Raw genomic sequence first — 16,451 nt, 5'->3', positions numbered from 1 at the left:
TGATTTTTTTAATTGGATTGGCATTTTCTACCGACTTGCCATTCCTCATCTTAATTTAAAAATTTGCTTACAATTGTACTGATACTTCATTTTTTTTCTGCACGTTCTTATTGAATTGACTTATTATACCATCCCGATGCAGTGATTTTACTGACTTTTTTGCTCGGGTCTTGATGACTAACTCTCTGTGAGAACGTTATTTTTTATCCATAAGTATAATTGACAAAATTTCAGTACTCACTAATCTTATAGCAAATTTTGACACCGTCTGATTCGCACATGAGAACATTAGGATTTCGAGTCAGATCAACATTCACCAGGACAGGAGATCTATTGAATGTCTGAAGCAAATGGCAAAAAAGCCGTATTACATCTTGATGGCAAAGAAATTGGTTTACCAATCTACAGTGGCACTTTAGGTCCAGATGTAATTGATGTCAGCAGCATATTGAAAGAAGGTCATTTTACTTTCGATCCTGGTTTTATGGCGACAGCTGCATGCGAGTCTAAAATTACGTTCATTGATGGTGACAAAGGTATTTTATTACACCGCGGTTACCCAATCGACCAATTAGCAACTCAAGCAGACTATCTTGAAACTTGTTATTTATTATTAAATGGCGAGCTCCCAACTGCTGAACAAAAAACAGAGTTTGATGCCAAAGTTCGTGCTCATACTATGGTTCATGACCAAGTTAGCCGCTTCTTCAATGGTTTCCGTCGTGATGCTCACCCTATGGCGATCATGGTTGGTGTCGTTGGTGCATTATCTGCGTTCTATCACAACAACCTCGACATTGAAGACATCAATCACCGTGAAATCACTGCGATTCGTCTAATTGCAAAAATTCCAACACTTGCTGCTTGGAGTTACAAATACACAGTAGGTCAACCATTCATCTATCCACGTAATGACTTAAATTACGCGGAAAACTTCTTACACATGATGTTTGCTACTCCTGCTGACCGTGATTACAAAGTAAATCCTGTTCTTGCTCGTGCAATGGATCGTATCTTCACGCTTCACGCTGATCACGAACAAAATGCTTCGACATCTACAGTACGTCTTGCTGGTTCTACTGGTGCAAACCCATACGCATGTATCTCTTCAGGTATTTCTGCGCTTTGGGGACCTGCTCACGGTGGTGCAAACGAAGCTGTTCTTAAGATGCTTGATGAAATCGGCAGTGTAGAAAACGTTGCTGAGTTCATGGAAAAAGTAAAACGTAAAGAAGTTAAACTCATGGGCTTCGGTCACCGTGTGTACAAAAACTTCGACCCACGTGCTAAAGTCATGAAACAAACTTGTGACGAAGTTCTTGAAGCATTAAATATCAATGATCCTCAATTAGCGCTTGCTATGGAACTTGAACGTATTGCATTGAACGACCCGTACTTTGTTGAACGTAAACTTTACCCTAACGTAGACTTCTACTCAGGTATCATCCTTAAAGCGATTGGTATCCCAACAGAAATGTTTACAGTAATCTTTGCTCTTGCACGTACAGTAGGTTGGATCAGCCACTGGTTAGAAATGCACAGCGCACCATACAAAATCGGTCGTCCTCGTCAGCTTTACACTGGCCCGACTCAGCGCGATATCAAACGTTAATATTCGAAAGAAAATTAATGATAAAAAAGCTGCCTTCTGGCAGCTTTTTTATTGGGGTATTTTCAATTCAATTTAAAACTTATTCTTCATCAAACACACTTAATAAATGATGGCTAATCCCATCAGCTCGGAGCCAAGCCAACTCATAACTCGCTTTAGCCAAAGCTAGAACACGTCTTTCAAATTCAACCCATATCGTTTTGACTTGAGGTTCTGAAATACCCAAACCACTCTCGCGTGCCAGATGCTTATTTTTTTCACATATTTTCAAAGCATGATAAAGCTTGCGGCCTTTACTCGCCCCTTCCATCAACCGAACACGCTTACTTAAAATAAATCCCTCTACATGCTGTAAGTTCGCATGAGGCAACATAGGTACTAGGATTTGATTCAACTGATCATCTAAGCGCTTCCACACAGCCAAGCGTTGCTCTGCTGTATAAGTGTTCCATTGAATCACTTCATGATTAAAACGGCGACAACCACGGCACACCTGATCACCAAAAACTGTTGAACAACGCCCTGCACATGGGGTGAGAGAGAGCATTCGATGATCATTACTCAAAACAAACTCCTTAAATAAACCATATACTTTTTATGGTTTTCTCGCTTATTACACATTTTCGCGCTAAAATATGCGCCTTAAATTTATATCTTAATACATTTGGAGTTTTCCATGAACGCTACTGTAGAACAGCTTGCACCTGTAGAACAGCAAGCGACCGCGGGTTGGGTTGTTGCAGCACTATATCAATTTAAAGAAGTTCAAGATCCTGCAGATCTTCAGCAACGTCTATTAGACTTAGTGAAAACAATTAACCTTTGTGGAACTCTGATTGTAGCAGGTGAAGGAATTAATGGTACTGTTGCGGGCGATCGTGTAGCAATTGATAATCTCTATCAATTTTTGCTTAATGAAGGTTTTGCTTCTATGGAATACAAAGAATCCCATAGCTCTGACAAACCTTTCCGTAAAATGAAGATTAAACTTAAAGAAGAGATTGTAACTTTAGGTGTTGAGGTTAAACCTCGCGACTTAGTGGGTCACTACCTCGATCCAAAAGAGTGGAATGATTTAATTGCACGTGATGATGTAATTTTAATCGACACACGTAATGACTATGAATATAAGGCAGGCACTTTTAAAGGTGCAATCGACCCTAAAACTGAGACATTCCGCGAATTCCCAGAATATGTCAAAAAAGAGCTAGAGCAACATAAAGATAAAAAAATTGCGATGTTCTGTACAGGCGGTATTCGCTGTGAAAAATCAACATCATTACTTCTTCAAGAAGGCTTCCAAGAGGTTTATCACCTCAAAGGTGGTATTCTTAAATACTTAGAAGAAACCCCTGCCGATGAAAGTTTATGGGAAGGCGAATGTTTCGTATTTGATGGACGTACTGCTGTAACTCATGGCGTTGAGGAAGGCGTAAATATTAAATGTCATGCTTGTGGTTGGCCATTAACTCCAGAAGAGTCAGCTTTAACAAGTTATGAACATGGTGTTTCATGCGTGTATTGCATCGACAAGACAACTGAAAAACAAAAAGCTGGTTTCCGTATGCGCCAGTCGCAAATTGCAGCTGCAAAGCGTAAACGTTTATAATTTTAAACTTAAAAAGGGCATCAAATGATGCCCCTTTTTTTCATAATAAGTTATATAAAGCTAATTTAAGATACAATCCGTTGTTATCAGGTACGTGATCTAGTTGTTGCACAAACCAATGAATCACCCTTTCCATTACCAGCACTTATACCATTAATTTGCCCATCGGCTAGAAACGAGATTCCAATATTATATAAAACATCCTCTTGGGCCGATGAAACAGGATTAGAGACTACAAATAAAGTACCAATAGATGTTTTCGAAGGAATCCCATCATTCTCGTCTTTATTGATAAACGTAGATATAGTCAATTTACCATTACTAACTGTGAGCATATCGCCCACTTTTGTTAAATTACACTTTTCACCAAAAGGTGTAATTAACTGATCTTCCTTAAAATCAGGCAAAACATTTGAAGTACAATAATTATATCTTTCGATTATACCTGAGTCATATTGTTGGCAAGCCGTCGTATCTATATTAATATTTAAAGGATTGACAAGAATTTGATCTGATTTCATCGGTAATTGAGATAAATTTCCATCTTTAATTAACATTAACAGTGCATCATAGTCTTTAATGTTTCTATTATTCTTAATAGCTTCCAATAACTCTTGAATAGCTTGATGAATAGGATTATTTGCTTTCATCTCAGCATTAAATAGATCCACATCATTATTAACACCGTACCCCTTTTTAATAAGTTCAGTTACCAAAGCAAAATTTGCAGAATTTAACTTTTCTGTAGCCATGGTTCCAGATTGATACCACGTTGCAGGAACTTGGTTACTGGCATAAGCAACGACCATATCCGTAAGCGGATTAATATTTACATTACCCTCACGCTCAACATAACTATAGTAGCTTTGTCCATTAGCTTTTACCTGTAAACGACAAGGAAACTTACTATTGTCTACTTCACCTTGCCATTTACCTTCGGTATTAACATTTACAGTATTTTTAAAACCGATTCCATCTTTACAAATTGCTATTACATTTGCACCATTCAAAGCAGAAGTTGAAAATGCTGTACCAGAAATTAATTTATAAGTAACTTCATTTTGATTAGATTGTGAAATTTTCGCTTCACTAACACTGTTACTATTTTCACCACCACAAGCTATAAGCAATATTACTGAGAGCAAGCCACTAATTTTACAAATTATATTCATATTAAATCGCATTGTTATAACACTAAAGATTTTTATATCAATCATGGATTAATACATGATGATAGGTAAATTAAACTCTATTAAAAGCATAATTCTTAAAATAACAATAAATATTATATATAAATAAAATTAATGTAAAAATATTATTATACTCAATTACCTATTAAAAAATTCAGGTAATAAAAAACGCCCTAGAAAGGACGTTATTTATTATTTCTTCTAATAAATTAATTTGGAGTATGATACATCAAGTATAATTCATTCAAATTATCCGGAATTTCTTCTGCCAGTTCATCCATTAACTGTCCATTACGACGGAAAGATTCCATCTGCGGATCTTCTTCATCAATTCCACTAAATACCATCATTGGTAAAGTTAAATCAATTAATTGTTCTTCATGTTCAGGGGCAAACCATGCCTCTTCATTTAAGAACATTGCATCAACAAATCCCACACTCCAGTCGCCTAAGCTAGATTCAACATCAGCTTCTTCAATTTCAAATGGAAATACAATTCCATTCTCATTTGCTAAATCTTGTCGAATTGACTCTAACCACGCCTTGATTTGCTGAATAATTTCAGCAGGAACCTTTTTATGGTTATTATCAAACAGCTCATCTAACCAACGGTCAAACTGAGGGCCTACTGCAATTGCACACAGAAAACCATGAGTTGCAGCGAAATCTAGACCATACTCATTGTGGTCTCCATCTAGATATTCACTTAATTGGTCTAAATCTAACGCACTCATTGTGTTACCTGACTATAAAAAAGAAATCTACGATAGCATAGCATTTAAGCTGACGATGCCCTATTCAGATTTGATTAGTCTTCATCATCAAGATCATCATCGTCTAAATCATAATCAAAATCTTTCAACTCACGCTCTAAACGGCGTTGAGCCAATAGATCATCAATTAATCTACGTTTTTCTAATGATTCTTTCGCAGTGATTTTGCCTGATGACTCATCAAAACCGACATCATCATCATCACCGTAGTTATCATCTAGTTCAAAATCTGTAGAAGACACTAAAACTACCTCTAATGAAAAAATGTGAATGGGTCTAGGCGCTATTTATCTCTCTTACAGAATCATGTCAAGTTTTATTTATATTTTTTTCATTAAACTGCATATTTGTACTTTTTTTCACCCGAAAAATTGTGTATTTATAAAACTCAACTATTTTTTTGATCAAGAAAAAATTCTATGATCTTTTCGATGATTTAAGCTTGAAAAAAATGATTTTAGCCCAATATTCAAAAAACAGACGTGAATTCAAAGATATTTTTTATTTAACGGTTACCGATCAAACCCAAAACATTTCAAGCAAATTGTGCTATCATGCACGGTTTTTCACTGCCACAGATTCAACGAAGAGTAAGCAAAGATGAGCGATATGCATTCCCCTACTTCTCAAGTAGCGGCTCTGATTAGCCGAGGCAAAGAACAAGGTTACTTAACTTACGCTGAGGTTAACGATCATCTGCCGGACTCGATTACTGAAAGCGAACAGATTGAAGACATTATTCAAATGCTTCAAGACGTTGGTATTCCTGTACACGAGCGTGCACCTGAATCTGACGATACCATGTTCGGTGAGTCAACTGACACAGCCGATGAAGTTGCTGAAGAAGAAGCTGCTGCCGTACTTGCATCGGTTGAAAATGAGCCTGGACGTACGACAGATCCTGTACGTATGTACATGCGTGAAATGGGTACAGTTGAACTGTTAACCCGTGAAGGTGAAATCAGCATTGCAAAACGTATTGAAGAAGGGATCCGTGATGTCCTTAACTCAATTGCGTACTGGCCAAATGCTGTTGAAGTTGTATTAAAAGAATATAATGATTTCTTGACTGGCGAACGTCGCCTTGCCGATATTTTATCTGGCTATCTTGATCCGGAAACTGACGAAGATATTCCTGAAGTTCTAGAAGAAGAAACAGAACTTGAAGAAGATGATGCGCCAGCTACACCAGCAAAAGAAGTTAAGCTTGACGATGACGAAGAAGATGAAGAGTCAGAAAGCGACGATGATTCTGAAGGTGAGTCTGGTCCAGACCCTGAAGTTGCAAAGATTCGTTTTAATGAACTTGAATCTGCATGGACTAAAACAAAAGGTGTTATTGAGAAACATGGCCGTAACAGCCCTGAAGCAGACGAAGCTTTAGAAGCGTTAGCTACTGTGTTTATGATGTTTAAATTTACACCACGTTTATTCGATATCATTTCTGAAATGATTCGTGGCACACATGAACAAATTCGTGCCAATGAACGTGAAATCATGCGTTATGCAGTACGTCGTGGCCGTATGGACCGTACTCAATTCCGTACATCTTTCCCTAAGCAAGAATCTAATCCAGCTTGGTTAGATGAACAAATTGCTAAAGCTCCTGCTGAAATCAAGGCGCATTTAGAAAAAGTTCGTCCGGATGTTTTAGCGTTCCAGCAAAAAATTGCAGATATTGAGAAAGAACTTAGTTTAAGCGTTGCTGAAATTAAAGATATTTCTAAGCGTATGGCAATTGGCGAAGCGAAAGCACGCCGTGCTAAGAAAGAAATGGTAGAAGCCAACCTTCGTTTGGTAATTTCGATTGCGAAGAAATATACCAACCGTGGTTTACAGTTCCTTGACTTGATTCAAGAAGGGAACATTGGTTTGATGAAAGCTGTAGACAAGTTTGAATATCGTCGTGGTTATAAATTCTCGACTTATGCAACTTGGTGGATTCGTCAGGCGATTACCCGTTCGATTGCCGATCAGGCTCGTACAATTCGTATTCCAGTACATATGATTGAAACGATTAACAAGATCAACCGTGTATCTCGTCAATTGTTACAAGAAATGGGCCGTGAACCAACACCTGAAGAATTAGGTGAACGTTTAGAAATGGACGAAGTTAAGGTTCGTAAGGTACTTAAGATTGCTAAAGAACCGATTTCAATGGAAACACCTATTGGTGATGATGAAGATTCGCATCTTGGTGATTTCATTGAAGATCAAAACATCACTTCTCCAATTGATGCTGCGACTTCAGAAGGCTTAAAAGAAGCGACACGTGAAGTATTGGAAAACTTAACTGAACGTGAAGCAAAAGTATTGAAGATGCGTTTTGGTATTGATATGCCAACCGATCATACGTTAGAAGAAGTGGGCAAGCAGTTTGACGTAACACGTGAACGTATTCGTCAGATTGAAGCGAAAGCATTGCGTAAATTACGCCACCCTTCTCGTTCTGAACACTTACGTTCTTTCTTGGAAAATGACTAAGTTTTGAAGGCTTGAAATTTCAGAACCAAGCCCCATTTAATAGAAAGAGCTATAAACGCCTGCGATAATGCAGGCGTTTCAAATCATGAGGTAACTTATGTTAGACCGCACTCCATCTCGCGAACTACAAGAACATCTTTGGGTATTTCCGATGGATTATCCAATTAAACTTATTGGCGATGCGGGTGAAGAATTACGTGTTGCTGTAGTCGATATTTTGGTGAAACATTTCCCAGACTTCGATCACTCAACATTAAAAGTTCAAGAATCTCGCACCGGCAAGTATCATTCTTTAACAGCACAATTGCGCTTTGAAGAATTAGAACAAGTCCATGCACTTTATGCTGACTTGGCTGCTTGCCCGCAGATTAGAACTGCGCTTTAATTTTAAGTTCTTCAATCAATACCACAGTCAGACACTCTTACTGTGGTATTTTTTTTGAGAAATTTTTAAGTTATCAAACAGTGAAAAAACAATACAAATATTTAGAAACCCTATTATAAAATCCTTTAAAATTACAGGGTTTTCGGCTTCTATCTTGCAGATATTAACTGGGTGCCGCAGAAACCAACTTATAGGAAGATATTGTAATGAGCCTTGATAAACCCAACTTGATCATTCGCCAATGGAACGATTTACAAGATTATCAAAGCAAGTTTGAAACCATGAAACTCTTAACAAACGAGCGTGATCAAGACACGCCTGATGAGTTATGGTTACTTCAACATCATAATGTCTTAACACAAGGTCAAGCTGGGAAACCAGAACACATCCTAATTTCATCAAATATTCCAGTCGTACAAACTGATCGTGGCGGGCAAGTAACTTGGCATGGCCCTGGCCAACTCGTTGCTTACTTCATGTTTGATCTTAATCGACTAAAATGGAACGTACGTACTTTGGTCAGTTTTGCTGAACAATTTATGATAGATGTTTTAAAAAAATATGGAATTGAAGCTTATGCCAAACCCGATGCACCTGGTGTATATGTAGATGGTCGTAAGATTGGTTCTTTAGGTTTTAAAATTCGTCGTGGTCGTAGTTATCATGGATTAGCATTAAACTTGGACTGTGCATTAGATGGATTCCAGACCATCAATCCTTGCGGTTATGCAGGCTTAGAAATGGTACGTATACAAGATTTAGTGACTCCTTATCCATCATTTGGTCAACTTTGTCAGGACTTTATTGAGTATATTAATAGTACTGGGTACTTTAATGACCCTAAAGTCAAATATGAATAAATCGCTTTGCGATGAAATAAAAATGGATTAGAGTAATTACTCTAAATTTGCTTTCGCATAATTTTAACAAGGGATACGCGAGTGATTTCGACAAAAGCGGTAAAGCCGACTCTGCAACTTGCCTACGTTAAGCTCATGATGGATGTTATTGGTCGTGGCTTGGTCATGGCAAGTCAAGTGGACACTGAAATACAAGAGGAAGTATCTAAATTTCCTGTTCACTTTGTACTTTCAATGAATGTTTTCCCGAATGGACCAGCATTTTTTGCTCGAGTGACAGAAGACAAACAGTTAGAACTACTTCAAAGAGCTGAAAGAAAACCAGACTTAACGATTACATTCAAACACGTCACTCATGCCTTTTTGGTATTTTCTTTTCAAGAAAGTACTGCTCAAGCATTTGCCAATGACCGAATGATTGCCGATGGTGATGTATCTGCTGCTATCCGCTTAGTACGCTGCCTAAATAAAATGGAAGCTCTTATTTTACCTAAATTGGTTGCTTCACTAGCAGTCAAAGAATACCCAACCGAACTTAGCCTAAAAGAAAAATTCAACGAGGCTGCAAATATTTACCTAAAAGTAGCCAAGTCCTATTTCAAGCGGAGCGCATAACATGGCCAAACCATATTACGAATTCTTTTGTCCTGTAAAAGTCATTGCTGGTAATGCTGCGTTAGAACATATTCCGTTTGAGCTTGCAACTTTGGGTGCAAAACGCCCTCTTATCATTACAGATAAGGGTGTACGCGCAAATGGCTTATTAAATCCGATTGAAGCTGCATTTAGTACAACTGATGCTGTCATTGGTCATGTTTTTGATGATGTTCCACCCGACTCGAGTTTAGAGGTTGTCCGCCTTGCAGCAGAAGCTTATCGTGCAAACAAATGTGATGCGATCATTGCTGTAGGTGGTGGTTCAGTCATAGACACTTCTAAAGCAACTAATATTTTAGTTTCTGAAGGTGGAAATGACTTATTGCAATATGCAGGTGCTCACAACCTACCGAAACCATTAAAACCATTTTTTGTGATTCCAACAACCTCTGGTACTGGTTCTGAAGTAACAATGGTTGCCGTGGTTTCAGATACTCAAAAGAATGTTAAGTTAGCATTTGCTTCTTATTACTTAATGCCACATGCAGCGATTTTAGATCCACGCATGACGCTTACATTACCGCCTCATTTAACTGCAATGACTGGTATGGATGCATTAACGCATTGTGTAGAAGCCTATACATGTATGGCTGCCAATCCATTGAGCGATGCTTATGCAAGTGCCGGAATTAAAAAGATTAGTGAAAATCTCTTTAATGTCTTAGAAAACCCAAATGACTCACAAGGCCGCTTAGAGTTAGCTCAAGCTTCCACAATGGCGGGTATTGCATTTTCTAATTCAATGGTCGGCCTAGTTCACTCTTTAGGACATGCTTTAGGTGCTGTTGCTCACCTGCCCCACGGTCTATGCATGAATTTATTCTTACCTTATGTACTTGAATATAATAAACAAGTAAATGGTCAGAAAATTGGTGAGTTACTATTACCGCTTGCTGGTGCAGATATTTATGCACAAACGCCCGCAACCCAGCGTGCAGATAGAGCAATTACAACTATCTTAGCAATGCGTGATCGCCTATTTACTTTAACAAAGTTACCACGCACTCTACGTGAAACAGGTAAAGTAACTGAAGCACAGCTTGATGAAGTTGCAGAAAAAGCACTAAATGATGGCTCAATTATTTACAACCCGAAAGAAGCAAGCTTAAAAGATATCCGAGATATCTTAGAAAAAGCTTGGTAATTCGATAAGTTAAACTCCAAGAAATTCCATAAAGGTCTGATTTATATATTGAATCAGACCTTTTTTATCACTAAGCATTTTTATTGATTATTTTATTTGAAACATATGGCAAAAAAATTGCTAAAAAATAGATGAAAGTACTGACAATTTATATCAATTTAGGATAGATTGGCGCACTTTATCTTTTTCTGTAGGGGGGATCGTTCGTCTCAAACGATCCTTAACACCAAGCTGATCCTTGATCAACGATTATGAGGATAACGCCGTTGACAAATTTATCTGGGACTAAACCAACAGGCAAGCTTCAAAAGAATCTTGTACTTTGGCATATTGTTATTATTGGTTTAGCTTACATTCAGCCATTAACGTTATTTGATACTTTTGGTTTAGTGTCAGAACGAAGTGGTGGTCATGTACCAACTTCCTACATTTTTGCATTAGTCGCAATTTTATTAACATCGATCAGTTATGGACATATGATTAAGCGCTACCCTTCTTCTGGGTCGGCCTATACGTATGCTCAAAAATCAATTCACCCTAATGTTGGCTTTATGGTGGGTTGGTCTTCTTGGTTAGACTATCTACTGTCACCGCTTGTTAATATTATCTTGGCAGATATTTATCTAAGAGCTCTTTTTCCAGAAGTAAATAACTGGTTATGGGTGATTGGTTTAACAACGCTTATGACTGTTATTAATTTATTTGGTGCACGGTTCGTTGCACGTTTTAACAGTACGATTGTTGTTATTCAGCTTGGCGTAATTTTTTATTTTGTTTATCAAGTATATACCTTACTTACTCAAGGTGTATATGCAGATGGAACTTTAAATCCAGATAAAGCGGCATTGTGGTCATTAACTCCTTTTTGGAACGATATGACATCTGTCAGTTCTTTAATTGCTGGCGCGACTGTACTCTGCTTCTCTTTTACCGGATTTGATGCTTTATCGTCTCTTGCTGAAGAAACAAAAGATGCAGAAAAAACGCTACCAAAAGCTATTTTTTCTACAGCATTACTTGCAGGTATTATTTTCATTGTAAGTACTTACTTCATCCAATTATATTTCCCAAGCAACCCAAACACTTACTTCAATCCTTTAGATGAATCACAACCTGTGATGGTCGCTGCGATTGGTAGTTTGATGTTTAAAACTTTGGTTTTATATTTTGCTGTAGTCGCTGTGATGGCATCAGGTATTTCTGCACATGCGGGTGTATCACGCTTAATGTATGTGATGGGACGAGATGGAGTCATCAACAAGAAATTATTTGGACATATCAGTCCAAAATTGCATACCCCAACTTACAACATTCTTATCGTAGGTGTGGTTGCTTTATCTGCTGGCTTTTTAGATCTTGAACATATTGTTAACTTAATTAGTTTTGGTGCTTTAACTGCTTTTAGTTTTGTTAACTTCTCTGTAGTTTCACGCTATGCATTAAGAGATGGAAAGAATAAAACGCTTAAAGACATCATTAATTATATTGCTATACCAACGCTTGGTTTTGCCAGTGTGTTTATGATGTGGTTAGAGATTGATAAGCTTGCCTTACAAATTGGCTTAGCTTGGGCCGTTATTGGTGTAGGTTATTTGGCCTATAAAACCAAAGGCTTTAAATATAATGCTCCGCAACATAACGAGCATGAGTAATAAAAAAGGCGCTTAAAGCGCCTTTTTTATGGTCAAATTAACCAAAAATTTTATTTACAATGCTTTGTACACGTTGAGCATAAAGTTTTGTTGTTTCAAGATCACCTGTCGGAACCTCTTCCACACTTGCATCCGAAGGTGATTGAACTAAAAGTCCTACCGAACCACCTAAGTTGTTTACATCTTCACGTGTTGCATCTTTCGTATTTGCTGGCAATAAACCAAGGCTCACCCAAATGCCACCATGCTGTGATGCTAAAGTTTGCAGTTGAATAAGAGTTACTTGCTTATCACCATTTAAGCTCGCACTGTTTGTAAAACCTGCAAATACTTTATCTTGCCAACCACGTGTAAACCATACTTTTGAAGTTGCATCAGCAAACTTTTTAAACTGCCATGGCGCTGTACCCATATAAGTAGGCGCACCAAAAACAATCCCCTTCGCATCATTTAATGTCTGCCAATCTTGATCAGTAATATTTCCCTCTTGATCAATTTGGATGAGCTGGGCATTAATTTCGTTTGCAAACGTTTCAGCAACAACTTTTGTATGGCCATAACCAGAGAAATATACAACCGCGATATTAGAGTTAGACATGGGAGCAAACCTTTGTTTTATTAAATTCCACTTTATGATATATTTTAGAAACTAGGTGTCAATTAGTTACTAGTTGGTAACTAGGGTAATTTTTTCAAGAAATTATAGGTAAATGGTATGAATGAATGTCTAAAATATAATATTTTTCAACAACATTGCCCTGCTCGTTTATTTTTTGAAAAAATTGCAGATAAATGGGTTTTATTGATTTTAAATGTTCTTGAGGAGGAAACTCAGCACTTCAATTTGCTCAAAAAGAATATTCAAGGTATCTCCCCTAAAGTCTTATCACAAAAGTTAAAAATGCTGGAAAGAGACGGTTTTATCGAGCGTAAAATTCAGAATACATCCCCAATTCGTGTTGATTACTCACTTACTTCTTTAGGGCAAAATGTAGCTTCAATGGCGTTCCAATTAAAGGAATGGGCCGAAACCAATATTGAGCAAGTTTTAGCAGCTCAAATAGCTTATGATGAAAAAGCATTAGAACAGGCTTAACTCATACTTCCCTTAAAATTTTATAGCTCATGAGTGGCTCATCTTAATTAATTTTAATCGGCTCAGGTGGCGCACTTATTTTAAATTGAATAGTTAAAGGTTCGCATTGTTTTAACTCCTGCTCATTTTTCAAATAGGTGCTTTCTAGACCATATTTCCAAGTACCATTCATGACTTCAAATGCAGGATAATTGACAATAAAAGTTTTGGTTTCACTAGGCTGATATTCGTAAGTTTGGGTCTCTTTACACTCATTTTCTGGATAAGAACGTTTAGTATTTCCAAATAAATAGAGTTCTAAAGGTACATAACACGCAGGTTGTTGTTCTTGTATTTTCTCTAATCCCTTATTAGTTTGAGTAATCTGCAAAGCAATTGTGCCATTTAAAGTCAACTGCTGTGCATATTTAAAAACTGTTTCTTTTTCGATGGGTTCACGCGTTACATTATTTAAGAACTGTAGTTTACGATGCAAGCCATTACAGTCATCTTCAACAGGTGCGGGTAACCAGATTTCATTATCTTTTGAGTCACCTTTCTCACCATCGGCAGGTGTCTCATAATCACCTGGTTTACCAGGTTTAGTCGGATTTCCCGATCCACCTAAACTGGCACCACCTGCGAATAAATCCTCTCCACAAGCAGTCAAAAGACCCCCCATCAAAATGAAACTCATGGATATTATTAATTTTTTATAAGTTATTTTCATCATATTGATAAGCTCCGAAACGGAAAGTTTTGGTTGCACCCTCTTTTCCTTCATCGAGTGCACAACGTTCAATGGCTAACTTAAGTATTTGTAGTGATAGATCTTCCCACAAGCGTAAACTTGCGTCTTTGAGTAAAGTGATCGATTCCTCTGTTAATTCATCAGCAAAAATTGCTTGTTCTAAATAGGGCTCTTTTTCTGGCTGAAATAAATTATGAACTCCGGCAGCTAAATGTGCCTCTAAGTTATTCGTTAATAATTTTCGAACCTCGAATTGCTCAACATCAGGCATAAAACTACGCTGCTGCAACATCACAAGGCCATCTTCTTCTTTCACAATGTTCAAACGCTCAAGTTCGTTCAGAATAGATCTTGGATGTTTTTCAGTTGAAATTTTCTTTACCAAACTTTCAAAGCTAATCTGATTTTCACTAATAAAAGGAATTTTTTCTGCTAATCCCTCTGCAAGCCACAAGCCAATCACTCGAGCAGGAACACTTACTGGCTCTGCTACTTTTGCTTCTGTTAAAGGTTGCCCAGCCTGTATTGCCTTTTTAAATGCATTCACGTCTTTGCGATGTAACCCTGAAAGTAAACTGACCGCTGAATCAGTTGGCTTTTGTTCTATACGCTCTAGCTCAGTTAAAGCCTGTTGATAGAAAATAGGTTTTAAAGCAGTCACAAAGTCGTTATATCCCACTCCTGAACGAATTAACCATTGCGTCAGGTATTCCATTAACATTAATACCTGCTTTTGATTAAGTTCTGCATTGTTCGTTTGGAGTGTGGTCATAGGGTAACAATTTTCCTTCATATTTGAAAAACAGTATGGGCCGAGCAATTGTCACACTGAACGGTTTAAGATGCAATTTTCATTCTTAGACCTCTTTGGGAAACCGATCAACATAATGATTTGGCGCATTAAAATGGGTAAAAGAAATACTGATTGAGACGTCTAAACTTTCTACACTATGCCACCAACCAATTGGGATAAACAAAGCTTCCCCAGCATTCAAAATACATTCCACTGGAGTGATTGATCTTGCCAAAGGATATTTTTCAAAATCAATTTTATTTGCATTATTTAATTCACTAAACACCCAATGATCGTTATACAGATGAGGAACTTGTAAGGCAGGAATTAAAGTTACTTTTTTGCGTCCATAAATTTGAACCAACATATTATTCGTTAAATCATGATGTAATGGCGTAAATGTTCCTTTAGGTCCAAACCATAAAAAACTACGCTCATCTTTTAAAGCCAAGTCGCAATAACCTTCTGCAAAATTACCAATATCTAAAAATAGCTCTTGAAGCATCTGATGGCTGTTAGTCGCATTATTTGCAGTCATATAAAAATCATTACTGGCATCAACTGACATAACTTTTGATACAAACTCTGACATCTTCATTTTGTGTTTTAGTGATGGAGAATGTCTTTCAAACTGTTCATCTAAATTTCTATTCATCTGAACTTCAACTAAATGATGGCCAAATTTAGAAGCAAAATATTGCGGAGACCATTTGTGCAAAGCTGGCCAATGTTCTATTCCTTCTTTTAAAATCACAGGGCGATGTTGACTATAGTAATCCTTTATAAAAACAGAGAACCGTGGAGCAGTAATTGAAGGAATTTCTTCACTATAGCCAGAATTTAGCTGTGCCAATTGATCTACAGTTTCTATTAGCCATTCACGTTTTTTAAGTTGATGATGCTTTTTCTTCAAAATTTTATATAGCTGATTATTTTCTAAATTATTTAGATATTCTTTTACTTTTAAACCATCATGCCCCTGCTCTATTAATATTTTTACTATTTGCTCAGACATGACCTCATTTAAAACTTGTTCAATGATCCACTCTTGATCATGATTCAATAAAGTCTGAAATTTTAAATCATTCATTTCAAATCTTGGCTCAAATCCATTTGCTTTTAAAACATCGACTAATTGTTCAATTCCACACCCTTTTTCTAAATTTTCTTCAAGCCAGTTTTTCCATTCTAATGGCAACTGGTTAAACCATTTTTGGCTTTGTTCGAATATTTCAATTTGATTATAAGCTGCCATGTTGAACCTTTTTTCAAATTTGATCTTTACAACTGCATTATAATTGATCTATTTTAAAAATGTTAAATTTTCACATTTTTAATAAAAAAAGGGTTCATGTGATGAATAACATAGTAAAAGGAAGCAGCATTGCTTTGATTTTTATAGCTTTAAGTGGGTGTGGGTCTGACGATAATGATTCGACACCGACACCGACACCGACACCGACACC

The 16,451-nt window shown here is 37.1% G+C and carries 18 protein-coding genes; 10 read left to right on the top strand and 8 right to left on the bottom strand.

Features of this window, described 5'->3' with window-relative positions:
- Positions 1–337 precede the first annotated feature (337 nt).
- Positions 338–1,612 (top strand): citrate synthase, encoded by a 1,275-nt coding sequence (gene gltA, locus F968_RS01195; RefSeq protein WP_004789414.1) that lies wholly within the window; start codon positions 338–340, stop codon positions 1,610–1,612.
- Between the two features lie 79 nt (positions 1,613–1,691).
- Here gltA and F968_RS01190 read toward each other — a convergent pair whose 3' ends face one another.
- Positions 1,692–2,177, bottom strand: coding sequence for a DUF1289 domain-containing protein (locus F968_RS01190; protein WP_004789412.1), 486 nt, complete (start codon positions 2,175–2,177; stop codon positions 1,692–1,694).
- A gap of 111 nt (positions 2,178–2,288) precedes the next feature.
- Between F968_RS01190 and F968_RS01185 the strand changes: the two genes are divergently transcribed.
- Positions 2,289–3,221 (top strand): oxygen-dependent tRNA uridine(34) hydroxylase TrhO, encoded by a 933-nt coding sequence (locus tag F968_RS01185; RefSeq protein WP_004789411.1) that lies wholly within the window; start codon positions 2,289–2,291, stop codon positions 3,219–3,221.
- A gap of 86 nt (positions 3,222–3,307) precedes the next feature.
- Here the strand turns inward: F968_RS01185 and F968_RS01180 are convergent, their stop codons facing one another.
- The 3 genes from F968_RS01180 to F968_RS01170 form a co-directional block, all read right to left on the bottom strand.
- Entirely contained in the window at positions 3,308–4,393 is a 1,086-nt protein-coding gene (locus F968_RS01180) for a hypothetical protein (RefSeq protein ID WP_004789409.1), read from the bottom strand.
- 227 nt (positions 4,394–4,620) lie between these two features.
- A complete protein-coding gene (locus F968_RS01175; RefSeq protein ID WP_004789407.1) occupies positions 4,621–5,145 on the bottom strand; it encodes a YecA/YgfB family protein in 525 nt (174 codons plus the stop codon).
- A gap of 74 nt (positions 5,146–5,219) precedes the next feature.
- Positions 5,220–5,426, bottom strand: coding sequence for a PA3496 family putative envelope integrity protein (locus F968_RS01170; protein WP_002116495.1), 207 nt, complete (start codon positions 5,424–5,426; stop codon positions 5,220–5,222).
- Positions 5,427–5,784: 358 nt separating this feature from the next.
- On the opposite strand from F968_RS01170, the gene rpoD reads away from it, so the two are divergent.
- From rpoD to F968_RS01140, 6 genes are all read left to right on the top strand, one after another.
- On the top strand, positions 5,785–7,668 hold the full coding sequence (gene rpoD / locus F968_RS01165) for an RNA polymerase sigma factor RpoD (RefSeq protein WP_004789404.1): 1,884 nt from the start codon (positions 5,785–5,787) through the stop codon (positions 7,666–7,668).
- Positions 7,669–7,765: 97 nt separating this feature from the next.
- Positions 7,766–8,053 carry a YbeD family protein gene (locus F968_RS01160; protein ID WP_002116017.1) on the top strand — a complete coding sequence of 96 codons (288 nt, stop codon included), beginning with the start codon at positions 7,766–7,768 and terminating at the stop codon, positions 8,051–8,053.
- A 206-nt stretch (positions 8,054–8,259) separates the two neighbouring features.
- A complete protein-coding gene (gene lipB / locus F968_RS01155; RefSeq protein WP_004789403.1) occupies positions 8,260–8,913 on the top strand; it encodes a lipoyl(octanoyl) transferase LipB in 654 nt (217 codons plus the stop codon).
- An 81-nt stretch (positions 8,914–8,994) separates the two neighbouring features.
- Positions 8,995–9,528, top strand: a complete 534-nt coding sequence (locus F968_RS01150; protein WP_004789401.1) for a hypothetical protein — start codon at positions 8,995–8,997, stop codon at positions 9,526–9,528.
- A gap of 1 nt (position 9,529) precedes the next feature.
- The gene (locus F968_RS01145) at positions 9,530–10,714 is read left to right on the top strand and encodes an iron-containing alcohol dehydrogenase (protein ID WP_004789399.1); all 1,185 of its coding nucleotides are present in this window, start codon (positions 9,530–9,532) and stop codon (positions 10,712–10,714) included.
- 266 nt (positions 10,715–10,980) lie between these two features.
- A complete protein-coding gene (locus F968_RS01140; RefSeq protein WP_081399425.1) occupies positions 10,981–12,366 on the top strand; it encodes an APC family permease in 1,386 nt (461 codons plus the stop codon).
- 37 nt (positions 12,367–12,403) lie between these two features.
- Here F968_RS01140 and F968_RS01135 read toward each other — a convergent pair whose 3' ends face one another.
- Complete coding sequence (locus tag F968_RS01135; protein ID WP_004789395.1) at positions 12,404–12,964, bottom strand: flavodoxin family protein; 561 nt, start codon at positions 12,962–12,964, stop codon at positions 12,404–12,406.
- A gap of 117 nt (positions 12,965–13,081) precedes the next feature.
- Between F968_RS01135 and F968_RS01130 the strand changes: the two genes are divergently transcribed.
- On the top strand, positions 13,082–13,462 hold the full coding sequence (locus tag F968_RS01130) for a winged helix-turn-helix transcriptional regulator (RefSeq protein ID WP_004789394.1): 381 nt from the start codon (positions 13,082–13,084) through the stop codon (positions 13,460–13,462).
- A 43-nt stretch (positions 13,463–13,505) separates the two neighbouring features.
- Here F968_RS01130 and F968_RS01125 read toward each other — a convergent pair whose 3' ends face one another.
- The 3 genes from F968_RS01125 to F968_RS01115 form a co-directional block, all read right to left on the bottom strand.
- Positions 13,506–14,138 carry a hypothetical protein gene (locus tag F968_RS01125; protein WP_081399440.1) on the bottom strand — a complete coding sequence of 211 codons (633 nt, stop codon included), beginning with the start codon at positions 14,136–14,138 and terminating at the stop codon, positions 13,506–13,508.
- A gap of 16 nt (positions 14,139–14,154) precedes the next feature.
- A complete protein-coding gene (locus F968_RS01120) occupies positions 14,155–14,964 on the bottom strand; it encodes a DUF6502 family protein (RefSeq protein WP_004789390.1) in 810 nt (269 codons plus the stop codon).
- An 85-nt stretch (positions 14,965–15,049) separates the two neighbouring features.
- Positions 15,050–16,240, bottom strand: coding sequence for a cupin-like domain-containing protein (locus F968_RS01115; RefSeq protein WP_004789388.1), 1,191 nt, complete (start codon positions 16,238–16,240; stop codon positions 15,050–15,052).
- Between the two features lie 101 nt (positions 16,241–16,341).
- On the opposite strand from F968_RS01115, the gene F968_RS20795 reads away from it, so the two are divergent.
- A partial coding sequence (locus tag F968_RS20795) for a hypothetical protein (RefSeq protein ID WP_004789386.1) occupies positions 16,342–16,451 on the top strand: 110 nt, incomplete at its 3' end.

Source organism: Acinetobacter sp. NIPH 817 (assembly GCF_000368405.1).
GTDB lineage: Bacteria > Pseudomonadota > Gammaproteobacteria > Pseudomonadales > Moraxellaceae > Acinetobacter.
The sequence above is the reverse complement of the archived record's forward strand: the minus strand, read 5'-3'. Positions and strand labels throughout refer to the sequence as shown.